Raw genomic sequence first — 23,899 nt, forward strand, 5'->3', positions numbered from 1 at the left:
ACCATCGCTTGCCTGTAATATTCTCGTTAACCCAACAAGACCACTGTTTGCTGAGGATAGGTACGCCTATACATAAACCTACGCTACAGTCACATTTACCGCCACCAAGACTAATATTCATTCTATTGGGACTTACGCCAACTAGCACTGCAAGCGCTACCTGTAGAGAGAATTCATGAATTTCCCCTACTATGGCTAAAGTTGCGGCGTAAGTGTTGTCTACGTTGGCACATTGGGACATTAGCGATGCTGTTTATGACATAGCAACAAGGGAGGGGTTGCGCTCCACAGAGGAGGTTGAACAAAGAGATTAAGCATTAGGGTAACGTGCAAGTTTACGCTTACGAGGCGTTTACCGCTTCTGATCAGGGGTTAAGTGCTACGATCTTAACCAATTTTAGGATAGCTTTATATTTTCTTCATAAAAACGGCTGGGGTGGGGGAAGCGGGGAAGATGGGGAAGCTGGGGAAGCGGGGGAAGCGGGGGGAGAGAAAGTTATATCTTTTGAATGCAACTTGCTATAAACTGCCTCAACCGATGAGAGATAAAAAGTTTTAAACTAAAAATAGTCAAGAATCTATTGAAAACCTGATTGAGTCAAAGTGTTATACCGAATTTGGCAAAGCTGTTTCTGGGGGGTGTCATTGTTCCTCGGTGTTTTCAGTCTGGCGGTAACGGTTGAAGCTCAACCTGCACCCGTGTTTATTCCGTTTATGGAACGTATCCAAAAAAATTTGCCTGTCGGGTTAGCCATGCGCTTACCCACCCAGTTACGAGTGAATGATCTTTTGGATATTGATCCAAACCAATTAATTGTCCGTGTCTTTCCCTCACAAGCCCCCCCTAGTTATATGGTAAGTCTGTTTACCTGCGATCGCAGCCCGAATTCTTGCTTATTAGGTAGCTTTTCAGTCAACCCCAAGGAGTCGGCGAGTGCGAGGCGTGATCTGGAGCGACATGAAACTCTAGGCGATCGCATTACATTGGCGCCTAATGTTGCTGGATATCTGATTGAAGGACCATCTCAAAATCCATCCTACTCCTTCTCAACCGTGATGTGGCAGCAAAACGATATGATTTATACGATTAGCTTTCCTGCCATTGAACGGCAGAATATTCTCTATATGGCGCTTTCTATGGCAAGGGAACAAGGGTTTTATCGTCGTTAGTCATTTGTCATTTGTCATTTGTCAGGGAATAGGGAATGGGGAATAGAAAACTCATAAGTCATGATTCAGAACTTGGCGAATTACATCGGCTGGAACTTGATCGGTTATCGATACCTGACCAATTTGCGTGGGTAAAACAAATCGTACTTTACCATCTTTCACTTTCTTATCAGTTTGCAGGGTATCAATAATCGCATCAATATCCAATCCCGGTGGTAACTGAGTGGGTAATCCGGCTTTCTCGATTAAAGCCTTCTGACGTTCTGCTTCCTGGGATGTCCACATCTGAAGTTCTACCGCAATTTGACCAGCCGCAACCATGCCAATCGCCACCGCTTCCCCATGATTAACGACTTTATAGCCAGTTAAACTTTCGACCGCATGACCAATCGTGTGACCATAATTTAAAATAGCTCTTAATCCGGCTTCTTTCTCATCCTGACTGACGACATCGGCTTTGGCTTGGCAGGAGGAGGATAAAATAAAAGACAATAATTCATCATCCAAATACCGCCGCCCGTCGAGACGTTTAGTATTCTCTAACTTAGCAAATAAGTCAGCATTCCAGATTACGCCATATTTAATCACCTCTGCCATTCCCGCCCGTAATTCTCGTGGGGGTAAGGTTTGTAAAACTTGCGGATCAATTAAAACAAAGCGGGGTTGGTGAAATGCACCAATTAAGTTTTTGCCTTGAGGATGGTTTACCCCTGTCTTACCGCCAATGGCTGCATCTACCATAGCTAAAAGGGAAGTGGGAACTTGGACGACATTGATCCCCCGTAACCAGGTAGCCGCCGCAAACCCCGTCATATCCCCGATTACGCCTCCCCCTAATGCCACCATAGTTGAAGACCGTTCTAAGCGGTTCTGGAGGGCTGCATCGTGGATTTTTTGAATAGACTTAAGGGTTTTATAACGTTCGCCTGCGGGTAAGGTACAGTGAGACACCTGATAGCCGACCAACTTTAGCGCCGCGATCGCCCGTTCCCCGTAGCGGCGAAAAATGGCTGGATTGGAGACGAGGAGAACCTGCTTCCCCAGTTTCAGCCGACTCATCCAAACACCTATATCGTCTAAGCTTCCCGGCGCGATCGCAATATCATAAGACTGCGGCGGTACTTCAACCCGAATCACTGACTTCATTTGATTTATCCTAAGCCACTCTGGGCTGTATTTTATCCCGCTCTGATGATTCAATGGATAAATAAGACTTTTTTTGGGAGAGTAGTATATGCCAGTCTCTGGAATCATCGCCTATTTTGTCATCCTCGGTGGCGCCACAGGTGTCGCCCTAGCCTTGTTTTTTGGTCTGAAAGCTGTCAAATTGATTTAGACCCAGGGATGAGACCCAACAAGAATCTGTTGGGTTTCACTCCGTTCAACCCAACCGACCAAAGTGCGATGATCCGTCAAAAAAGTGGCAAGGAATGATTAGAGGTAAAGCCAGGAAAAACTTGAGCAACTTGATTCGCCTTAAGTTGAATATGTTGTTCTAATATAGACGCGATCGCTTCTCGAAAATCTGTGGTGACGGCTAAATCTCGTCCTTGGAATAACGCCGATTCACTCAAACCTGACCATTCCCCATAAACCTTACCACCACGAATCCCACCCCCTAAAATCCACATCACGTTACCATGTCCGTGATCCGTTCCCCCATTACCATTCTCCTTCACCGTGCGACCGAACTCCGATAAGATTGCGATCGTGGTATCGGCATAGAGTGACCCTAATTCCTTGACTAGAGTCACTAATCCTTGGGCTAGAGATTTCAGTTTATTGGCAAACTGACCCTGACTGCTTCCCTGATTAATATGAGTATCCCAGCCACCTAACGCCATAAATGCCAATTGAGTCTGGGAATCTCCAACCATCAGCTTGGCGAGATTACGAGTATCTTTGGCAAACTGACTAGGAGGTGGTGCGCCTCGGTCAGCTTCCTGCATTTCAGCCGCCAATGTTGCTAACAGAATTTCCCGAGCTTTTTGCCCTTCCTGATAAGCTAGATGAATCGAATCATTTCCACTGTAAAGACGTTCAAATGCTGCATTAAGTTGAGAACGATCCACTGACAGAGAACGAGTAGCATTATTTCCTAGTGGTAGACTAGCCACAGAACTTTGACCCATCAGGATAGGTGAGATCATCGAACCGATATTTACGGCTTGAGTTGGTCTAGCTTGAGGGAGAGTCGCTAACAGGCGATTCATCCAACCATCAGATGTCGTTTTATCTCCAGGAGTTCCACTTTCCATATAATTTTGAGCATCAAAATGAGAGCGAGTGGTATCCGGTGATCCGCAAGCATGGATAAATGCTAAACTTCCTTGTTTCCATAAAGGAATTAGGTCAGCTAAAGCGGGATGCAAGCCAAAACGACCATCTAAATCTAGCACTCCTCCCTTTTCTTTGGGTTGGGGAATAGCAATTCTGGGTCTAGCTTCGTAATAATCTGGGTCTTGGTAGGGAACCACCACATTTAATCCATCGATACCACCGCGCAGGAATATGACAATAAGTCGCTTGTTGGTATTCGTTGAAGCCATTCCTCTAGCCGCCCAACCATGGAACCCAATCGGGGTAAGTCCAGCAGCAGTTAAGAGGCTAGCGTATTGTAAAAATTTGCGTCGGTTCATGGGGTTGAAAGTCGGGGCGGTTTAGCTGTTCTAGAACGGATATCATTAATCACAGGGTAAAAGAGTCAGTTTGTCAAGGTGACGACGATAGAGATTTTTGGCGATCAGTTTTGGCATAGTACCCATTGTCGGGGCGGATTGACGTTAAAACTATTGTCTAATAGAAGTCTGAGATCGGGTAAAGTGAGGCTTGAGAGACTGCTACGGATGCCGACCGATTGAACAATTTCTGCAGAAAAAACCGGATATTTTACAGAGGATAAAAGCAATAGCCAAATGTCCTCTTAAGGACGCGGCTGCCGTCAACTCGACTCGATGGGCGTTGTATCATCAGCTAGCAGCTACGGGTTTACCAGTTGAAACGGGGACAGGTGGAATGACAAAGTTCAACCGCACCCGCTTAGGTTTACCGAAAACCCATTGGCTCGATGCTGCAAGCGTAGGACAATCAACCCCAGAGAATTTAATAACTCGAAATATTAATCCCTTGGTAATCAAGGCAACGGGACATGGGAGGAGGCAAATGGCACAAATCAATAAATTTGGCTTCCCACGCCGAAAAAAAGATGGCAGTCATAGCGTGAGAAAAAGCACCAAAGAGTTTCATGGATTTAAGACAGGCGATATTGTCCGCGCCATTGTCCCCACCGGGAAAAATCAAGGAACGCACATTGGGCGAGTGACAGTGAGAGCTGGTCGAGTCTTTGACTTGACTACAGCAAAAGGGAAACTGCAAAGCATCAACTGGAAGTATTTCGAGCCAATCTGGAAAGCTGACGGTTATACTTATGTCCACAAAGGAAAGAAATGTCCATTGATTTAACGATTAGAGCAATAGCGATCGCACTTTGCCGCCATCATCGCACCTTACCCCTCAACTTACATTAAATCGCGATCGGTGGTAGAGGCTTAAGTGGGAAAATATATCTGTTCTGACTGGCTTCATATCTTCAGATGACGAACTTTCCTCAGCACCAACCCAAGGACGACCCCATGCGGAGTGTCCATACCACGAACTTTCCCCAAATCCTCACCCAACTGGGGATTTCGTTAGTTGTTTCCACTTACCAAGCGGGTAAGTTAATCGTCCTCCGTGCTGATGGAGAACATATCAATACTCACTTCCGCGTCTTCCAAAAACCCATGGGTTTAGCAGCGGATCGAGGTAGAATCGCCATTGGTACAGCCAACCAAGTTTGTGAACTCCGCAATGTGCCAGCCGTTGCTCAAAAGTTGGAACCTATCGGTAAACACGACGCTTGCTATCTTCCCCGTAATTCTCACATTACTGGGGATATTGATATCCATGAAATGGCATGGGCACAACAAGAACTCTGGTTTATCAATACCCGTTTTTCTTGTCTATGTACCCTTGACTTTGACCACAGCTTTGTCCCCCGTTGGCGACCTGATTTTATCAGCGCCTTATCACCAGAAGACCGTTGTCATCTTAATGGTTTAGGTATGGTAAATAATTACCCTAAGTACGTCACGGCATTAGGAACAACAGATAGTAGAGGAGGCTGGCGAGAAAATAAGGCTTATGGTGGCGTATTGATGGATGTAGAGACAAATCAGGTGATTGTGCGAGGATTATCAATGCCTCACTCACCCCGTTGGTATCAAAATCGTCTCTGGGTATTGGAATCAGGGAATGGTTCTCTAGCAACCGTTGATTTGGCGTCTGGGAAATGTGAGACAGTGACTCAACTTCCTGGTTTTACGCGGGGTATAGATTTCTGGGGTCCCTTGGCGTTTATTGGTCTTTCCCAAGTACGGGAAACCGCAGTATTTAGTGGTATTCCTTTGACCGAAAGGCTCTCCGAACGAATCTGTGGGGTTTGGGTGGTCAATATTGAGACAGGGCAAACTGTGGCGTTTTTGCAGTTTGAAGAGGCGGTGCAGGAAATTTTTGCGGTTCAGGTATTACCCGGTATTCGGTTTCCTGAGATTATTGACTGGGATGAAAAACTAATTGCGACTTCTTATGTTTTGCCGGATGCAGCGTTGGTGGATGTGCCTGATGGACAAAAGCAGTTGGTAAGAGAAATTAGTACCTTTCAATCGCAGGTGGGGTCAGATATACCGAAGAAATCGGGGAAGTTTAAGCGGAAAAAGCGCGGATTTGATGTCAACAGTTAGTAGAGACGTTGCATGCAACGTCTTTACATAATGATGAAAGAAGCTTCACGATTTATCTTGCAGTTTCCGCTTCAGCAGTGAACCAGTTCCAATAACCACTAACCCAATTAAACCTAGCATTGACGAAGGTTCAGGAACAGAAGTTGATGGCGGTTGCTGTTGCTGTACCTCAAACGCGCCAATGTCAGTTTGACTGCCTGAAGTCCGGTTAAAGCCAGAACCACGTTGGTCAGTGAGCAGTCCGAGGGGGTTACTGCCTGCATCAATAGCAGGACTACCAGGGAGAAGAGCGTGAGTTTCGGTAGGACCGCCATTATTTTTTAACCCACCCAGCACAGGGTTAATGCCAATTAAGTTGTTACCACCGGAGGTGAAGCCACCAAAAATGTCATCACCCTTCCTGTTGCCAGCAACAATGCTACTGGTAATTGTTAGGGTATTTGTTCTGTAGATGCCGCTACCTAAGCCAATGCCGTTGCCAGAGTAGCAGTAGCTGCTGCCGCCGCTGGCTGCGTTGCGAGTGATGGTGCTGTTGAACACTTCCCCGCGACCGAATATGCCGCCGCCGTAGCCGTTGCCCTGGCTGCTTAAACAGCTTGTACCGCCTTGTGCTGTGTTACCGCTGATAGTGCTGTTGATCAGGGTCACTCGACCCGATATACCACCGCCATAGCCCTCGGAACCGCTGCTATAAAAGCTTGAGCCGCCTTGTGCTGTATTCTTACTAATGGTGCTGTTGGTTATTGTTCCACTACCCAATATGCCGCCACCTCCGGCACTGCCACCATCGCGTCCGAAAGCCGCGCCCCCGTAGGCGCTATTGCCGTTGATGGTACTATTGTTCACGATCAGGTTGCCGGAGCGATCCAAGATCCCGCCCCCGTAGGCGCTGCCGCCATAGTAGTCGCTAGACTCACCGAATGCTACATTGCCGCTAATGGTACTGTTGTCCACTATCAGGTTGCCGGAGCCATTCAAAATGCCGCCCCCGAATGCACTGCCAGGGCGAAAACGGCTGTCGCCGCCCTCTGCACTATTACCACGGATAGTGCTGTTAGTGATTGTTAGATTGCCGGAGCTGTTTAAGATTCCGCCACCGCTACCGTTGCCAGCGTAACCGTAACCGTAGTAGTTGCTAGGACCACCATTGCCACCTGTTGCCGTATTTCCACTGATGGTACTGTCGGCTATCGTTAAGTCGCCGGATTGGTTAAAGATGCCACCGCCACTCCCTTCACCACCGTACCAGCCGTTCGGGGCATAGCCACCTTCTGCCCTGTTACCATTGATAGTGCTGTTGACTATAGTTAGTTCGCCGGAGTTGTTAAAGATACCGCCACCTTTGCCTGTGCCACCGTAGTAGTAGCCTGCGCTGTCGGAGGATACTTTGTTGCCACTGATGATGCTGTTGGTTATCGTTACATTACCGGAGTCGTTAAAGATGCCACCGCCCCGACCTTCGCCAGAATAGGTGTAGCCGTAGTAGGAGAAGCCTATACCGAATGCAGTGTTGTTAGTAATCACAGCATCCACAAGGCTTAGATTTTCATCAGCATTGAAAATTCCACCACCTACAGTTAAGAATGGGTTAAAATCAGCGGCTTGAGCATTGCCATTAGTCAGAGTCAAACCAGAGATGAGAACATCAAGGATGTCGCTGCCTCCATCATTGATGTTAAAGATACGAGAGTTGTTATTTCCGCTAACCGTCAGCAGATTAGCGCCGGGACCGAGAATATTTACCGAGTCGGCAATATTAAGCGCTCCACTGGTGAGGGTGATGGTACTCGGAACACCACCTGTGTCAAAGATAATCTCATCCAAACCTGATTGGGCATTGGCATTGAAGATTGCCTGACGAAAGCTGCCTGTCCCTGAGTCAAAAAGATTGTTAACTGTGAAAGTAGCCATTTTCGTATTCTTTAAAGCCTGTTGAAAAAGTTTATAATCCGGTTTCCCTCCGCAGTAAGCGTACTATTGATTCTGACAAAAAGATCAAGCCAAGAAATGTCTTCATGAAATCTTTAAAAAGTTAACTTTGTAAATACTTATAGTCGTAAAGAATTATTACAATGTAAATTAACTTAATAAATGCGCTAAAGCTTTGATAGAGGGAAAACAAGTTAAATAACATTTAATATCAAAATAGCTTGATTGTGATTAAGTAATTATTATCAAAATCTTATCGCCTGAAAACACCATAAATACGTTTTAACCATCAAGAAAACTTATCAGAGAGTTCCGCGTCAGGTGAGGACGTTACTTCACAGAAGCTTCATACAGCGCGATGGCGTGTAAGTGAGGTACACAGACAGATCCCCGACTTCGTAGGAGTTGTCGGGGATCTTGCTTAGAAATTTTGGCCGAGAGACGAACCCCAATAAAAATCTGTTGGGTTTCACTCCGTTCAACCCAACCTACTGGCGTGGACCCAGCTAAAATTGTGGAGTAGATTTTACTATTGAATAGGGCGCACGCCATGCGCCCCTACGGTTTCTTTTCCGTAATTCTAATTCATTTTGACTTATACTAAATTCGGGTTAACTACCCCCGTTATCACCCAGTCCGCGCAGGCGGACTTTGTTTGTGTAGCAGCGATTTCAATCGCCTTGAAGGGGGTGATAAAGGCTCTAATACCGACGCGATCGCTCCTCGAAAATCCTATTCAAACATAGGCGGTTCTTTTAGCTGGTTTTCCGAAAAACTGAGGGGACTAGGGGAAGGGGGTAAACTATTCACTGTTGCAGGTGTACGAATTCGTTCTAGCTGACTCAATGCCCAACGCGCTGTTTCCTGAACATCAGCCTCCGGATCATCTAAGGCATAGGATAATAACTGACTCATTTGTGCCACTAATTCATACATCAATGTCAAATCTCGGATCGCGTTTTTACGCACCTGGGGATTATCATCCTGTAGGGAAAGCGCTAACGCCCGATTCATAGGTTTGAGTGTTTTCATACCAATTTGGGATAGCGCCTCTATAATTAAGCTGCGCTGCTGAGAATCAGACTCTAACATCAGATTTACCAACGGTTGTACCGCCCTGGAATCTCCCCGTTGTGCCAGTTCCCAAATTGCTTTGCGTCGTTTGGTTGGATCAGAATCTTGTAAGTCTTTAATTAATTGATTCACCCCATTTTTTTTCGCCAGCCGATTCTTGGGTTGAGTCAGTGGGGCGCTAGTTGAGGGTTCAAAATGGGATGGTGATTCACTGATGTGGGAGTCAGTTACGCTTAATCCTGAAGGATTGTATCCATTTTTATAGGGTTCAGATAGATGAGTTGGGGGGAGGTCAACCGATTCGGCGGGGGATGACTCTCGCCCATTGCTACTCGACATTACCATAGGCAGTTCCGGTTCCTCTGGAGGGGAAGAGGGCACAGAATCCTCTGCTTTTGCAGGGGCTTGACCTTTTTTGGGATTATCCAATACCTTGAGTAAAAAGAATAAGCCTCCACCAAATATTCCTAAGGTTCCACAAACACCTGCGACTATCCACAGGAGTTGTTGGCGATTGCTGTTGGGTTGAGCTTTGTCAGCGTTTTGGTTATCTTCCTCAGCGTTTTCTGCTGCCGCTGGAGAATTATCGGGATCAGGGACTTCCGCCGCTGCGGCTTGCAGCTTAGTCCATGTGCTTAAACCAACAACACCATCTGCGTCAAGATCGATTGACTCTTGGAATTCAATAACAGCCAGCCTGGTGGTGTCTCCATAGACACCATCGGTATCGCCCTCGTAGTAGCCTAGCTTTTTCAGACGAGTCTGCAAGGCTTGCACCGTTTCTCCTCGACTCCCCACTTGCAGGGGTAATTCCTCAATGCCTTTAGGACTGGGGGACTGAGCGAGGAGTAAGGGGGGGGATAGGTTAACCGATGGATGGGCGATCGCAGGCTCTAATCCTAGGAGAGAGCCAATGCCCATAAACCCGCCCACGCAGGTCATATAGGCAGCTAGAAGTACAGGGGAGCGATGGCAAGTCATAAGAAAATTAGGAACCTGAAGGGTTTGCCATGTCGGGACAGCCTCTTATCAGTCTCACTCCAAGATAGCTTAAATACTTACTCCTGAATTAAAACGGCGACCTAGATGATTCAATTTTAAAAGAGCCAAGAGTGTTTGCACCTGTTCCTCCCACTTTATCAAATGTAGGCGATCGCAAACGGCTGAAGGAAAGTGCATTTTTCCATAAACTGTATCTCAGAATACAGAAACTTAATAAAATATTTTCTTTCCCCATCCTCCAAAAGCGGGTTTAGTTAAGTTGTAGGTTATCTTCAGAACAAACGTTCAGGGTAAAACCCGCCCCTACCCCTGAAACTGTTCCTGTATCAACTGAAAACATTTCCAGCTACTGAAATTGGTTACCGAGGCAATCCTTCAACTTCAGAGTCTTGGACTTTCAGAGGTAAAGGAATCAACCCCATCGCTTTCAGGCTGCGGATGATGCGATCGCGAGGGGTTAAGGATTCGGCGGTAACGGTCTGACTGGCGGTACTCCAGGCTTGGCGGAATGATGCCAATCCCTGAGCAATTTCCTGACGCTGATTAATCAAATAGATACTAACTAACGTCAAACTGACGCCTACCCATTGCAGGGAACTCAAGACTTCCCCTAAAAACAGATTGCCAAATAGCAGGGCAAAGACAGGAGTCAGAAACGTCAAAGCACTGAGACTGGTGAGATTCCCCTTAGAAGCAAAATAGAAGAATAACCCATACGCGATCGCACTGCCAAATATGGTCGAGTAAGCCAGTGCCATCCAGCCACTCAAGTCAATGTTCACCCACTGTTGAGATTCCCACATCCCCGAAAGCGCAAACAAGGGTAATCCGCCTAAAATCATGTGCCAACCTGTCGCCACAACGGGATCGGCATATCGAGTGATATAGCTAATGCTCACCGTTCCACAAGCCATCGACAGGGATGCCAATAACATCAGCCATTCCCCACTTTGGAAAAGATGCTGCCAACTCAATTCCACAGTTGCCACCTTGCCATGCACAAGGCTCAAAATCCAGGCATCTGGCAAACCAATCAAACTGATACCCACAATACCAATTGCCAGTCCTAAGCCACCCCACAGACCAATAATCTCACCAAAAAGCCAACCTGAGAGTAATGCTACAGCTAAAGGCTGAGAATCAATCATCACTGAACCCAAGCCAGCCCCCGTTCGCACTAAGCCCTCGGCTAAAAATCCTTGAAATAAAGCACCGTCTATTAGCGCAAACAAGCTAATCCATAACCAAGCAGCCCACCCTTTGGGTTGAGGACGCCCCATCATCGAAGCCGCGATCAGCACAAGCACTCCAGCGGGGACTAAGCGCACTCCTGCCATGAATAGAGGAGTTGTATGGGGAATGACCCCTTTCATTGCTACCATTGCCGTCCCCCACAGGAAAAACGGCGCAATCAACAGTAAGGAGGTGAAAGGGGATTGGTTCGTTATTTTTAGCTGCATGAGATTGTATTTATTATCAACGCTTGGGATAAACCCCGGATATTTTTTATGATTCTTTACATAGATTGTACTGAATTTTTACTTTATGTTAAGCAAATGATACAAAAATGTGATGGATCGCTGGTCATTCGTCCTTTGTCCTTAGCCCCCCTACATCTGTGCGCCTGTGTACCTGTGCTTAAAATAACAGGAGACAGATTCGGACAAAAAATCTTAGATCGTGCAAACTGGTAAAGTAATATAGCGGTTCTCACCAAGGTGAGATACACTAAACCCTTTAACTTGGCGGGACACCGCTTCGTGTCTACATCCCTCATCCCTAACTTTTGATAACGATATGCCCTGGCCCTTTAAGCCTAAATCGCGGAAACAGATTGCTCGCATCGAAATCACGGGTTTGATTGCTGGTAATACTCGCCAACGGGTACTAGAGGCGCTCAAAACCGTGGAAGAAAAGAAATTCCCTGCCTTACTTTTGCGAATTGACAGTCCCGGCGGCACCGTTGGCGACTCTCAGGAAATCTACAGCGCCTTGATGCGCCTGCAGGAGAAGGTGAAAATTATTGCCAGTTTTGGGAATATCTCCGCCTCTGGGGGAGTTTACATCGGTATGGGGGCTGAACATATCGTGACCAACCCCGGTACGATTACAGGAAGCATTGGCGTTATTCTGCGCGGCAATAATCTAGAACGTCTCTTAGACAAGATTGGAGTTTCCTTCAAAGTCGTTAAATCCGGTCCTTACAAGGATATTCTGGCGTTTGATCGTGAACTCACAGAGCCCGAAAAAACAATTTTGCAAGAGATGATCGATACGAGTTATCAACAGTTCGTGCAAACCGTTGCTGAAGCACGAAACCTGGCGGTGGAAACGGTGAAAAGCTTTGCCGATGGTCGAATTTTTACAGGTCAGCAAGCCCTTGATTTAGGGGTTGTTGATCGCTTAGGAACCGAGGAAGATGCCCGTCGTTGGGCAGCCGAACTGGTGGGTCTTGATCCGGATAAAACGAAATGTGAGACGATTGAAGAACCTAAACGCCTCTGGAGCCGTTTGATTCCTGGCAATACGGGTCGAATGACCTCTGGATTATCGGCAGGGATAGATTGGTTAGAATTTGAACTGTCTACTGGTGGTCAGCCGCTTTGGCTCTATCGACCCTAGCGCTCTTACAGGGGAACAGGGAAGTAAGGAAGTAGGGAAGTAAAGAAGCAGGGGAGCAGGGGAGTAGGGGTAATTAACTCAAAACCTGATTCCCTTGAAGATCGTGAAGCGTCAAAACTTAAAACTTTTCCAATCACAATTTAGGAGGATATCAGCAGTGGAGTGGCGTGTTCGAGCGATTCGTGGAGCAACAACGGTGTCAGAAAATACGGTTGCAGCAATTCAAGATGCTGTAACGGAACTCATAGATGAGATAGAAAGCCACAATCAGATCGACCACGAGGAAATGATCAGTGTAATCTTTACCACGACACGAGATTTGGATGCCATCTTTCCCGCTGCGATCGCTCGTGAACGTCCTCATTGGGAAAATGTGGCATTACTCGATCTTCAGCAAATGCATGTAGAAGGAAGCTTGGAGCGCTGTATCCGATGCTTAATTCACATTAATACCCTGGTTAGCCAAACTGAGATTTATCACCCTTATCTGCGTCAAGCGAAAAACCTAAGACCAGATTGGAGTCTCGCTCAATTAAGCTCATCTCACAGTTAAAGGTTGAAGGTTGTCATTCGCATTTGTCCTTCGTCCTGCGTCATCCTCGCGCTTCGGAAAGCCAACTCTATCAGGGAACAGGAAATTCTGGCTTTATAATTCAGAATTTATTTGTTATTTAAATAATTTGACGTTCGACTAATGGAAATGTCTCGACTTGTAGACAAGCTGCGCCGCATAATCGACGCCAGAGACTCACGTTTGCGTAAATCAAGCATTTCTGCAAGGCTCTGTTCCTCGTTATCCAGAGGACTTTTTTGTTGATCAGGTACGACGGTGACTTCAGTTTCCTCGTGGGCAAGTGTCTGAGGAGAGTCCTGCGTCTGAATTGCCTGTGTCTGAACAACAGGTTGGGGATTTTGGGGAACTCGACGGCGATTTACTGAGCGTCGCCGTTTTTTGTGCCGGGTCGATTTAGACGGTTTGATAACTTGGCGACGTTGAGTGGATTGTCTAAAAGCATGTGTGACTAACAAAGAACCGGTGGCACAACCAAAGGCTAGACCCCAAAATAACGAAAGGGGTAAACCCTCCTTGGGTAGAGAGTCCTCTGTCGGGGAGACTATCCCAGAGTTCGATGGGGGCGTTTTTTTTGCCGTTGATTCCAAAACAGTTGAAACCACGGGTTTCGGTACAGACTTATCTGGCTCAATCCGCCCAGGATTGATTAAGCCAACCGCCGCCACGGTGCCCATCAAGACAAGAAAGCCCCAGATTGTTCCCCAAAAGACAAAGGGATGCCTGTTAAAGAGCTGCTGTAATACCTGTGGGTAATTTCGCTGTTCGGAAGAATGGTCAGATGAATTGAGCATTGACGCCCTTTACAGTCAGGATCAACTTGAAAATGCGACGCTTTGCGCCTTAAGAGTAGAGAAACCACTATGGCTGACGGAATTTTAACATGGTTTTTTGGAGAACATGACAAAAATCCTCTCAGTGCCATTGCCCAAATGCGCTAGCATTAACAATCGCAAGGCATAGTTTAAAGGGTGATCCAAGATTATGACAGGAGAGCTAACATCCACAATTAGCATTCACGAGCAAAAGCAGCAACCGCATCACCCGGAAGGTATTTCCACTCACACTTCCTTACCTCATAGCAGATCATCACGCCCAAGTTGGATGATTGAGGATAGTGAGAAACTTTATCGGATTCAGGGATGGGGGGAGCCATATTTTTCGATTAACGCCGTCGGTCATGTAACGGTTTCCCCCAAAGGCGATCGCGGCGGTTCCCTAGATTTGAGGGAACTCGTTGAAGCGCTCAAAGGACGTAATCTGGAACTCCCGTTATTAATTCGCTTTTCCGATATCCTTGCCGATCGCATTGAGCGGTTAAATGCCTGTTTTGCCAAGGCGATCGCTCGCTATAACTACCCGGGTCGTTACCAGGGGGTTTATCCGGTTAAGTGCAATCAGCACCGACATCTGGTGGAAGAATTGGTACAGTTTGGACATCCCTATCAGTTTGGCTTAGAAGCGGGTTCTAAACCTGAACTGATGATTGCTCTAGCCACCTTAAAAACCGATGGCGCCCTGCTTATATGCAATGGTCACAAAGACCGGGAATATATCGAAACGGCGCTGCTATCGATGCGGTTGGGACAAAAACCGATTATTGTGATCGAGCAACTCGAAGAAGTCCAGCTTATTATTGACATTTCGGCAAAACTAGGTATTGAGCCGATAGTTGGCGTGCGAGCCAAACTGAGTACAAAAGGGACGGGTCGTTGGGGAGAATCCACAGGCGATCGCGCCAAGTTTGGTCTGACGCTTCCGGAGATCCTAACCTGCGTGAACCAACTCCGGGATGCTGCAGTACTCCACACCTTGCAGTTATTGCACTTTCATATTGGTTCTCAAACCTCTGCCATTAGCGTGATTAAAGATGCAATTCGAGAAGCCAGTCAAATCTATGTCGAGTTGCGTTCCTTGGGCGCTGATATGAATTATCTCGATGTAGGTGGTGGTTTAGCCATTGACTACGACGGCTCTAAAACCAACTTCTACGCCTCAAAAAACTACAACATGCAGAATTATGCCAACGATATCGTTGCCGAGGTTAAGGAAGCCTGTGAAGCCCGCCAGATGCCCGCTCCTGTATTAATTAGTGAAAGTGGTCGCGCGATCGCCTCTCATCAATCGGTACTCATCTTTGATGTCCTCAATACCAGCGATGTTCTCTCCGGAGAACCCAACCCAGCTCACGATAAGGAACATCTGATTATCCGTAACCTCTGGGAAACTTATCGTATTATTAGTCTGGAAAATTACCAAGAAGCCTACCACGACGCCATTCAATTCAATGAAGAAGCCAAAAGCCTCTTTAATCTCGGTTATCTTAGCCTCACTCAACGGGCTAGAGCAGAACAATTGTACTGGGCATGCTTTGAGAAGATTCTAAACATTGTCAGGACGCAGGACTATGTACCTGACGATCTCGAAGACTTAGAAAAAACGATGGCGTCAATTTATTACGTTAACTTATCGGTCTTTCAATCGGTTCCCGATTCCTGGGCAATGAACCAGCTCTTTCCGATTATGCCCATTCATCGGCTAGATGAGGAGCCAACCCGCCGGGGTATCTTAGCCGATTTGACCTGTGACAGTGACGGCAAAATTAACCAGTTTATCGACCTGCGAGATGTTAAATCCGTGCTGGAACTGCATCCGTTAAGGAAAGCCAGGGTACAGGACAACCAGGATGTCGGCGGGGGTTCTACCGATAATGTTGTTGAAACAACCAATGGCTTAACTCAACCCGCCTTTCTAGAAGAGACGGGAACAACATCTGATCATAAAATCCGAGAACCTTATTACTTAGGGTTGTTTTTAGTCGGAGCTTACCAAGAAATTATGGGCAATCTACACAACCTGTTTGGCAACACCAATACTGTTCATATTCGGCTAACACCCAGAGGCTATGAAATTGAGCATCTGGTTAAGGGAGATACGGTAACGGAAGTATTGAGTTACGTTCAGTACGACGCCGAGGACTTAGTTGAAAGCATTCGTCGCCGCACCGAACAAGCTCTACGAGACAATAGAATTACCTTGGCAGAATCCCAATGGTTGCTGCAAAACTACCAGAAGAGTCTCAATAGTTATACGTATCTTTCTTCTTAGTTAGGTGTTGATGGTTGAAAGTACTTGCTTCTCTCCCAGCCAGCTACATCGTGCAAATTGCCCACCCACAGGTTTGGGAAAACCAACACCTGATCCTGTGGGTAGGCGTGCAGTAGTTAACCCGACCAGTAACATGAATGGTTGGGTGAGCAACAAGCGAGATTGCCGACTAACCACCGTTACCCAAAAGTTCAGCTATAGCTTGCTGTTCTTCGGGTTCTTGGGATGGTGGTGTACGGCGGGTATCTGTAATCAACCAATCGAGGGCAGCAGCTTGCACGTCGATAGTCGCACCGGTCTTATCAACGCAGTAGCGTCCAAAGACTAGCTTATCGACCAAGCGAACTCCTGCCCCTAAGCGGGAATATTCAAAGATCACGCTGTTATCAACAGTTGCCCCTTTACAAATCCAGCAATTCGGACCAATCATCGATGGACCAATAATTTTAGCACCATCTTCAATATGGGTCATGCCGCCAATATAAACCGGTCCGGTGACATCCACTTTGTCCCAATTAACCGCCACGTTTAATCCCGTGTAAACACCGGGAGCCACTTCCTTGCCGGGAATCGAGACATTTTTGATGTCTCCCCTCAAAACACCCCGAACCGCATGCCAATAGTCGGGGACTTTCCCAATATCCACCCACTGAAAATCCATAGATACGGCATAAAAGGGCGCATCCATCTCCACTAATTTGGGAAATAAATCGCCACCGATGTCATATTCCTGACCAGATGGAATATAATCTAAGACTTCGGGTTCAAAAATATAAATGCCCGTATTGATATTGGTGCTGAGAGCTTCTTCTACCGAGGGTTTTTCCTGGAAAGTTTTAATCCGACCGCTTTCGTCAGTTACCACCACACCGTAGCTAGAGACTCGCTCTCGCGGCACAGGTTTGGTCACAATTGTAGCCACAGAACCTTTTTCTTTATGCCACTTGACAGCAGCAGACAAGTCGAGATCAATCAGAGCATCCCCACAAAGGACAACAAAGGTGTCGTCAAAAAAGGGATAAAAGTCTTGGATTTTACGCATGCCACCCGCAGAACCCATGGCTTCCCCCACCAATTGACCATCGATAATTCGACCTTCAAATGAATAGGTAATTTCGACACCAAATCGTTGACCGTCTCGGAAGTAGCCTTCAATTTCGTGGGCTAAGTGAGAGACGTTAACCACAACTTGGTCAAAACCATGCTGTCTTAGAAGTTCCAGTAAAAACTCCATTACAGGTTTTTGCAAGATGGGAATCAATGGTTTGGGAATGGTATAGGTAATGGGGCGAACCCGAGTCCCCTTACCGGCTGCCAGAATCATGGCTTTCATAATATTATCTTCCTCAAGCTACGCCACAAATTTGCAAGTTAGTCAATTGAGTCTGATGCTCAGTGGTTGCCCTCCAAGGACGTTTAACCGTCGTCAAGACTCATCCTATATACCGGGAAAAATGACAGAGATCAGGTGACAAAGGGGTAGATTCACAAAAGTTTGAGTGACTACCGATACCCAATCAATATGCACCACTTACCTTTGTGGGTATGTAGGAGACTACATACCGTATACATGAGTATCTGAAGGCTCTTGCCAAAAGCTAGGAAGCAAAATGGCAAGATGCGGTTCATGGAACTGGTATTGGTGCATTCTGTCAAGTGTTGAGCAGTCGATGAAGCTGCCAATCGTAATCCCAGATAACACCCCTGATTGATTTACCCCAGCGTCCGGATTTTTAGGTCTTGGTAGAACTCCTCTTGAGATAATTCCACCTTAGACTGAGCCGATAACAGGAGCAGCGCCCAAAACACACCGACTCTATCGCTGACTAGAGGTTCAGTGGTATCAACAGCCCTTCGGCGATTGCCGTTTGTCGATACTGTTGGTGATACCGTCCACCACTCTAGCAATTGCTCTAGATTCAGCCAATCTTTTCCGGCGGCTATTTCGTGCCAATGACTGGAAATGAACTGTTCTAAGCGTTTAGCAATATCGGTGAGATTTTCATCATGAGCTAGATGGGCGATAGCTTGTGCCGTTTGTCCTCGTGAGAGAGATTGTCGGCGGGTTGAGCGGATGGGTATTGGGGTGGCTTCAAGTTGATCTGCCATTTGCTGCAATTGTTCGATCAACTCGCTCAGGGTGACGGGGCGTTTTTTGGGCGGTGGCGCAGCCGTGCGACGACGGATATGGCGTTCTAAATACAAGGGTAAGCGCGGTTCACTCGTGGGTTCGATTTCCGCTTCGGTATCGCTTTGTTCGGGTTCTTCGGGTTCCTCTAAACGTTGTAGCGTGTCTGCTTTGAGTAAGACAAGCATTGACGCCCATAAAAAAGCTTGTCCGGATTGGGACAAATCTGTCTCACGGGGACTCAAGGCATCATCTCCCCAAGGGATACTACTCAAATAGCGATCAATCACTTCAATCACCTGAACATCCCAGGGATCGATTTCTCCCCGTTGGGCTAGGTCAATTAATAGCGCGATCGCTTCGGTAGCAGGTGTTTGTCTCATTACCAATCTTTCAGGTAGGAACAAGGGATATGGGGGAGATGGGGGAGATGAGGAAGTTAACTCAAAACTCAAAGCACTTCCCCATAATTCACCCTTGTTCAACAATGGTACCTTCAGTTACAGGTTCAGATGCCGATAGTGCGGGTAACTGATGTTCTTCGATTTCTGCCTTGTAGCGTTCCATGTCTTGCTCTAATGCTTCAATGCGTTCCTCTTTCGCCCGGATCTGACGAACGGCTTTCCAGGACTCTAGCTGTCGCTGTAGCTGCGTCCAGACACTAAAAAGCCATGCCAACACAGAACCTAGTCCCATGGCTATAATCAGTTCTAGGGCTAGAGGAGCCTCAACATCAATACCTTCAATAATTTGAATCGACGTAGGCTGGGTGTTTTGCAAGCTAAATAAAACTAACGCTAAACACACAGCAAATATGAGCAGAAAATTTAGTTGTCGCATCAGTTGAGTCCTCCAGCAAACAGTGTCTTGACAATTTTAGCAAGAGACGCTAAAACCTTTTGTCTAGAGCAAAAATTCAACAACCCCACGCTCCACGTTAGTAGCGTGGGGATTGCCGGACAAACGGCAAATGAGTATTGTGCCTGGATTGAGTGTTCTCTTTACCTCCTAAGTCCAGACCGAGAAATAACGTCCAAGGCAAAATGATATGAGTAAAAGCATCGCCGATTTGCGGAAAGAGTACACCCTACAGGGGTTAAGTAAAACAGATGCTTATCCCAATCCATTTGGGCAATTTACCTTATGGTTTGACCAAGCGGTAGCGGCAAAGTTACCAGAACCCAATGCAATGACTCTGGCAACAGCAACACCCGATGGTAAACCGTCGGCGCGAATGGTACTGCTTAAAGACTACGATGAGCGGGGATTTGTTTTCTATACCAACTACCAAAGTCACAAGGGAAAACAGTTATTGGCAAATCCTTGGGGCGCGATCGCGTTTTGGTGGACTCAGCTAGAACGACAAGTGCGGATTGAGGGACAGATTGAAAAGGTGTCGGCTCAGGAGTCAGACACTTATTTTCACAGCCGTCCCCAAGACTCTCAACTGGGTGCTTGGGCATCTGAGCAAAGTCGGGTGATTGACAGCCGCGAGGTACTTGAGCAACGATTACAACAGCTTAAAAAAGAGTATGAGCATAAAACAGTGCCGCGTCCACCTCACTGGGGAGGATTCCGATTAATTCCTGTCACCATTGAGTTTTGGCAGGGGCGTCCGAGTCGGTTACATGATCGGTTGCTCTATCAACGCACAGAAGATAGCAACTGGCTGATACAACGCCTATCTCCTTAGAATTATTTGTCTTATGTCATACTCACGACGCAAGAAGCCAGCTACGTCATTGGCTGAATTGTTAATTTTTTTTAAATTAATTATTAAAAGTTTATAATTTACAAATTATTGCCGATCGCCACAATCAAGGTTATCTTAGAAGGGCTATGATGCCAAAGCTTGATGTTGATTTTTGCAACATCAAGCCGAAAACTAATTATTAAAAATTAACCAGTGGGGTGCATCAGTGGATTAAGTTTATTCCCCTTGGGTAGAAAATAGAAATGTTGAGAGCAAAAGTTGGTCAAACGCTGACTTTACTATTGAGCTTACCAATACTTTTAGCCGCTTGTACTCCGGCTCAAAATAAGTCTGCTCAAAGCGACACAGTAACGATTATGGGAGTCGTTACCGGTAAGGGTGAGGAGGAACTCAAGAAAGCCCTAGCGCCTTTTACTGAAGCAACAGGAATTAAGGTGATTTACGAAGGCACAAATGAGTTCGCCACTCTATTACCCGTGCGGGTTGATTCAGGTAATGCGCCGGATATTGCCATGTTTCCCCAACCGGGCTTGATGGCTGACTTTGCTCGAGAAGGAAACCTGGTGGCGATTGATTCCTTTATGGATACGACACAGCTATCCAATGCTTATGCTCAGGATTGGCTGAATTTAGCTAGCGTTGATAACAAAATCTATGGTATCTGGTATAGGGCATTTGTCAAAAGCTTAGTTTGGTATAACCCAACCGCGTTTACAGCTAAGGGGTATGAAGTCCCGACAACCTGGGATGAAATGATCGCATTGTCTGACAAGATTGTCGCTGATGGTGGTGTACCTTGGTGCATCGGTATGGAGAATGGTAGTGCTACAGGTTGGGTGGGGACAGACTGGGTAGAAGATATCATGCTGCATACGGCTGGCGCAGAGGTTTATGATCAGTGGATTACTCGCGAAATTTCCTTCAATCATCCCACCGTTAAGACAGCTTTTGAAAAATTTGGCACAATTGCGCTTAACCCTAAATATGTTGTTGGGGGTACAACGGGTGTGCTGAGTACCCCATTTGGAGACTCACCGAAGGGTCTTTTTGAAGAGTCACCCAGTTGCTATATGCATCATCAGGGTAGCTTTATTACAGCATTTTTCCCGGATAATGTCGTAATGGGCAAGGATGTTGATGTTTTTCCATTTCCCAGGATTAATCAAGACATTGATGCTCCGGTTTTGGTATCAGGTGAAATCGTTGCCATGTTTAATGATACTCCAGAGGCGCGAAAGTTAATGGAGTATTTAGCAACATCAAAGCCTCATGAAATCTTGGCAAGTTTGGGTAGTTATCTCTCTCCGCATCAACAGGTGAGTTTAGATGCTTATCCGGATGAGGTGACGAAACGGCAAGCTGAGATTTTAACCAATGCAAAAGTTGTGCGCTTCGACGGTTCAGATATGATGCCAGGAGCAGTGGGAACGGGTACGTTTTGGACTGGTATTGTAGATTATGTAGGTGGAGAAGATTTGGATGGTGTTTTGAATACGATTGAGGAAAGTTGGTCTGATCAATAATATAATTTTTCTGTTTAATTTAGTTTTCTTTTCGCTGTCTTACCCAAGCACGAAAAACTTTCATCGTTTGATTTCGCCCCTCAATTTTACTCCGTTCTAAATAGTGGGGGAGTGCTTCACCCAAATAAAATCCCGAAAAATGAGGACTTTCGCTCACCTGGATGTATTCACCTTCTTGCAGCACGTTTATTTCTAATTTCGTCCCGTTAAACCGCCACAGTTCCCCTACTCCTAATGCTTCGTAGTTATTAAATCGAGTGCGGGAGGTAAGATCAATTTCCAGGGCTAAATCGGGCGGCGGATCTACGCTTAAATCAATGCGTTTTTTCCCACGAACTGCTGCTTCGTTTTCAATATAGAAGCTATCATCTGCTTCTATCCCTTGTTGCATGGTTTCACTTTTAAAGGTTGTTGAACCCAAACTTCTAAATTCTATGTCTAGTTCTTCTAGGAGTACCTTGACAAAGTCGGCAATCATTACTTTATCATCTTCATGTTCGGGTAAAGGCACCATAATTTCCAAGAGTCCTTGACTATAGTTAATCCGCGAACCCCGTTGTTCACCGAACTCCTCTAGCAGTTGTTCGTACATTTGCCAACTGACATCGGTCATCAGAAGTTGTTGACCGGGGGGAAGGATTATTTGCTTAAGTTGGACTTGCATGGTTTTCTCCGGTAGAGTTCGCGATCGCGGGTTGGGGATTTGCCGCTTCCCCTTGCCTATTGCCGCCTACGGTACATCGGGTGGCGCGATCGCTCTTCGCTTTTTTCGGGGCGTGGGATGCTCCGTTACGTAAAACTTACACATACCTACCAATATCCGGTAAATTCTGCCGTTTACTTCCTGCTTCATTCTGGCGGTGTCGGCACTCATCCAGTCCACAGGCTATCACCACCTAACTGGCGGCTATCTCCAAATTGAGCGATGCGTTCAAATCGCGATCGATTTCAAAAGAGCAGTTGTCACACCGGAAAACCCTCTCAGATAGGGGCATTGAATCTTTTACGGTGTGGCATTGGGAACAGGTTTTGGTTGAGGGATACCATCTCTCAACTACAACTAAGGTTGACCCATACAATTGGCACTTGTACTCTAATTGGCATTTGAACTCATGAAAGCCCATATCTTGAATGGCTTTGGCTAACTTATGATTAGCCATCATGCCAGAAAGTACCGATGACCGGGACTCTAATCCTGTTGTGTTCGACTTTGATTGCCCCATCCAGGGTGAAGCTATCGCCCCGTCCTTTTTTCTTAAACCGTGGGGGCTTGCTTGTTTTCTTAAATGCCCGTTTCCAAGCCTCAGCTAATTGTCTGAGCGCATATTGGGGAGCGCATTTGCTTACCTCGTAGTACCAGGGATAAGCGGGTTTAACCAGCGCTACCAACCATTTATGTAGGTCAATACCAGTAGGGAATTTTATCTTGTCCTCTGGAGTATTCCGGTTGTGTAAGAGTATCTGTTTGGTTAAACCCAGTCCCCAATTCCAAGCATGACGGGCTGTGCCAGCGTGTTTAGCTAACAGCGTCCTTTGCTTATTGTTCAGTCTTAGTTCTGTCTTGAATCCTAGCAACATTGATCCGACCCATTCAATGTGATACTTTTATCATACAGCCATAAGTTTTTGTTTTCCGAAAAAATAACCCTGAGACATTTTCCAGAAATATCTAGAAATTACCTGTAAATCAGGCTTTAATCATTAACCATTGAAAAAAATGAGACACGAACAAACAGCTAGGCAACCGACTGTCAACCTTTTTCCATCAAGAACCTATGGGGTATTTTTCATACAGTAGAGACGCAATGGTTTGGTATTTAATCATGCTTTTGTGGACAACAAAGCTGTCCGTTCCAAAGTAAGTGTCATCATTTGTCGGCGTAAAGTGCCAAGTAATGTAGATCACTTCTCCTTCAATCACTTCAGGATCAATTATGTTTTCACCATTGCTAAATATCTGAAAAAGACGCCCAAAAACACCACGTACTGCTTCAATCCCCTTGTACACTGTATTGTTCAAAATCAATATGGAGTCTTCGCCATAGTCAGCCATAATCTCATCTAGATCGCCTGCATCCCATGCTTCAATGTGGTGTTTCCACACCTTTTTCGTTTCCTCTGTCGTTTTATCCGTTTTCATAAAAACTCTTCCGTTGCGGGAAACTCCGTGTCTTCAGACCGGAGAGGAACGCGCGGTAGCGGTTTAAGAAGCATACCCCCTTTCGGGGTGGAGGGGTATGGTTGCCCCTCCTATTGTCTCCCATTTCTGGGGTAAGG

21 protein-coding genes and 1 pseudogene are annotated in these 23,899 nt (G+C 46.3%); 10 read left to right on the top strand and 12 right to left on the bottom strand.

What is annotated here, in order from left to right; genetic code table 11:
• The first annotated feature begins 603 nt into the window (after positions 1 to 603).
• Positions 604 to 1,170, top strand: coding sequence for a hypothetical protein (locus RID09_RS02780; RefSeq protein WP_446334426.1), 567 nt, complete (start codon positions 604 to 606; stop codon positions 1,168 to 1,170).
• A gap of 51 nt (positions 1,171 to 1,221) precedes the next feature.
• Here RID09_RS02780 and aroB read toward each other — a convergent pair whose 3' ends face one another.
• On the bottom strand, positions 1,222 to 2,316 hold the full coding sequence (aroB, locus tag RID09_RS02785; protein ID WP_446334427.1) for a 3-dehydroquinate synthase: 1,095 nt from the start codon (positions 2,314 to 2,316) through the stop codon (positions 1,222 to 1,224).
• A gap of 88 nt (positions 2,317 to 2,404) precedes the next feature.
• On the opposite strand from aroB, the gene petL reads away from it, so the two are divergent.
• Positions 2,405 to 2,506 (top strand): cytochrome b6-f complex subunit PetL, encoded by a 102-nt coding sequence (gene petL / locus RID09_RS02790; protein ID WP_446334428.1) that lies wholly within the window; start codon positions 2,405 to 2,407, stop codon positions 2,504 to 2,506.
• A gap of 76 nt (positions 2,507 to 2,582) precedes the next feature.
• Here the strand turns inward: petL and RID09_RS02795 are convergent, their stop codons facing one another.
• Complete coding sequence (locus RID09_RS02795; protein ID WP_446334429.1) at positions 2,583 to 3,809, bottom strand: DUF1501 domain-containing protein; 1,227 nt, start codon at positions 3,807 to 3,809, stop codon at positions 2,583 to 2,585.
• 190 nt (positions 3,810 to 3,999) lie between these two features.
• Here RID09_RS02795 and RID09_RS02800 point away from each other — a divergent pair, with 190 nt between their 5' ends.
• A complete protein-coding gene (locus tag RID09_RS02800) occupies positions 4,000 to 4,632 on the top strand; it encodes a hypothetical protein (RefSeq protein ID WP_446334430.1) in 633 nt (210 codons plus the stop codon).
• Between the two features lie 131 nt (positions 4,633 to 4,763).
• Complete coding sequence (locus RID09_RS02805) at positions 4,764 to 5,951, top strand: TIGR03032 family protein (RefSeq protein WP_446334431.1); 1,188 nt, start codon at positions 4,764 to 4,766, stop codon at positions 5,949 to 5,951.
• A 45-nt stretch (positions 5,952 to 5,996) separates the two neighbouring features.
• On the opposite strand, the gene RID09_RS02810 is transcribed toward RID09_RS02805, so the two are convergent.
• From RID09_RS02810 to RID09_RS02820, 3 genes are all read right to left on the bottom strand, one after another.
• Positions 5,997 to 7,862 (bottom strand): choice-of-anchor Q domain-containing protein, encoded by a 1,866-nt coding sequence (locus RID09_RS02810; protein ID WP_446334432.1) that lies wholly within the window; start codon positions 7,860 to 7,862, stop codon positions 5,997 to 5,999.
• Between the two features lie 750 nt (positions 7,863 to 8,612).
• The gene (locus RID09_RS02815) at positions 8,613 to 9,935 is read right to left on the bottom strand and encodes a peptidoglycan-binding protein (protein WP_446334433.1); all 1,323 of its coding nucleotides are present in this window, start codon (positions 9,933 to 9,935) and stop codon (positions 8,613 to 8,615) included.
• 380 nt (positions 9,936 to 10,315) lie between these two features.
• Positions 10,316 to 11,416: a DMT family transporter gene (locus RID09_RS02820; protein ID WP_446334434.1), complete on the bottom strand. Its 1,101-nt coding sequence runs from the start codon at positions 11,414 to 11,416 to the stop codon at positions 10,316 to 10,318.
• Positions 11,417 to 11,753: 337 nt separating this feature from the next.
• Here RID09_RS02820 and sppA point away from each other — a divergent pair, with 337 nt between their 5' ends.
• The gene (sppA, locus tag RID09_RS02825; protein WP_446334435.1) at positions 11,754 to 12,578 is read left to right on the top strand and encodes a signal peptide peptidase SppA; all 825 of its coding nucleotides are present in this window, start codon (positions 11,754 to 11,756) and stop codon (positions 12,576 to 12,578) included.
• Between the two features lie 157 nt (positions 12,579 to 12,735).
• On the top strand, positions 12,736 to 13,131 hold the full coding sequence (gene aroH / locus RID09_RS02830) for a chorismate mutase (protein WP_446334436.1): 396 nt from the start codon (positions 12,736 to 12,738) through the stop codon (positions 13,129 to 13,131).
• Between the two features lie 107 nt (positions 13,132 to 13,238).
• Here aroH and RID09_RS02835 read toward each other — a convergent pair whose 3' ends face one another.
• On the bottom strand, positions 13,239 to 13,943 hold the full coding sequence (locus tag RID09_RS02835) for a hypothetical protein (RefSeq protein ID WP_446334437.1): 705 nt from the start codon (positions 13,941 to 13,943) through the stop codon (positions 13,239 to 13,241).
• 310 nt (positions 13,944 to 14,253) lie between these two features.
• Here RID09_RS02835 and speA point away from each other — a divergent pair, with 310 nt between their 5' ends.
• Positions 14,254 to 16,257 carry a biosynthetic arginine decarboxylase gene (speA, locus tag RID09_RS02840; protein WP_446334449.1) on the top strand — a complete coding sequence of 668 codons (2,004 nt, stop codon included), beginning with the start codon at positions 14,254 to 14,256 and terminating at the stop codon, positions 16,255 to 16,257.
• 169 nt (positions 16,258 to 16,426) lie between these two features.
• Here speA and RID09_RS02845 read toward each other — a convergent pair whose 3' ends face one another.
• The 3 genes from RID09_RS02845 to RID09_RS02855 form a co-directional block, all read right to left on the bottom strand.
• Entirely contained in the window at positions 16,427 to 17,590 is a 1,164-nt protein-coding gene (locus RID09_RS02845) for a sugar phosphate nucleotidyltransferase (protein ID WP_446334438.1), read from the bottom strand.
• Between the two features lie 380 nt (positions 17,591 to 17,970).
• Entirely contained in the window at positions 17,971 to 18,768 is a 798-nt protein-coding gene (locus tag RID09_RS02850; RefSeq protein ID WP_446334439.1) for a segregation/condensation protein A, read from the bottom strand.
• Between the two features lie 88 nt (positions 18,769 to 18,856).
• Positions 18,857 to 19,225: a lipopolysaccharide assembly protein LapA domain-containing protein gene (locus RID09_RS02855; RefSeq protein ID WP_446334440.1), complete on the bottom strand. Its 369-nt coding sequence runs from the start codon at positions 19,223 to 19,225 to the stop codon at positions 18,857 to 18,859.
• A gap of 208 nt (positions 19,226 to 19,433) precedes the next feature.
• Here RID09_RS02855 and pdxH point away from each other — a divergent pair, with 208 nt between their 5' ends.
• Both pdxH and RID09_RS02865 read left to right on the top strand, forming a co-directional pair.
• Positions 19,434 to 20,078: a pyridoxamine 5'-phosphate oxidase gene (gene pdxH, locus RID09_RS02860; RefSeq protein ID WP_446334441.1), complete on the top strand. Its 645-nt coding sequence runs from the start codon at positions 19,434 to 19,436 to the stop codon at positions 20,076 to 20,078.
• A gap of 263 nt (positions 20,079 to 20,341) precedes the next feature.
• Positions 20,342 to 21,622 carry an ABC transporter substrate-binding protein gene (locus RID09_RS02865; protein WP_446334442.1) on the top strand — a complete coding sequence of 427 codons (1,281 nt, stop codon included), beginning with the start codon at positions 20,342 to 20,344 and terminating at the stop codon, positions 21,620 to 21,622.
• Between the two features lie 19 nt (positions 21,623 to 21,641).
• Here the strand turns inward: RID09_RS02865 and RID09_RS02870 are convergent, their stop codons facing one another.
• Entirely contained in the window at positions 21,642 to 22,286 is a 645-nt protein-coding gene (locus RID09_RS02870) for a Uma2 family endonuclease (RefSeq protein WP_446334443.1), read from the bottom strand.
• Between RID09_RS02870 and RID09_RS02875 the strand changes: the two genes are divergently transcribed.
• Positions 22,285 to 22,419 carry a hypothetical protein gene (locus RID09_RS02875; protein ID WP_446334444.1) on the top strand — a complete coding sequence of 45 codons (135 nt, stop codon included), beginning with the start codon at positions 22,285 to 22,287 and terminating at the stop codon, positions 22,417 to 22,419. The genes RID09_RS02870 and RID09_RS02875 overlap by 2 nt on opposite strands.
• Before the next feature lie 99 nt (positions 22,420 to 22,518).
• Here the strand turns inward: RID09_RS02875 and RID09_RS02880 are convergent.
• Together RID09_RS02880 and RID09_RS02885 are read right to left on the bottom strand one after the other, a co-directional pair.
• A pseudogene (locus tag RID09_RS02880) lies at positions 22,519 to 23,200 on the bottom strand (RNA-guided endonuclease InsQ/TnpB family protein).
• 187 nt (positions 23,201 to 23,387) lie between these two features.
• Positions 23,388 to 23,762, bottom strand: coding sequence for a nuclear transport factor 2 family protein (locus RID09_RS02885; protein WP_446334445.1), 375 nt, complete (start codon positions 23,760 to 23,762; stop codon positions 23,388 to 23,390).
• Positions 23,763 to 23,899 lie beyond the last annotated feature (137 nt).

Source organism: Coleofasciculus sp. G1-WW12-02 (assembly GCF_040219735.1).
Taxonomy (GTDB): domain Bacteria; phylum Cyanobacteriota; class Cyanobacteriia; order Cyanobacteriales; family Coleofasciculaceae; genus Coleofasciculus.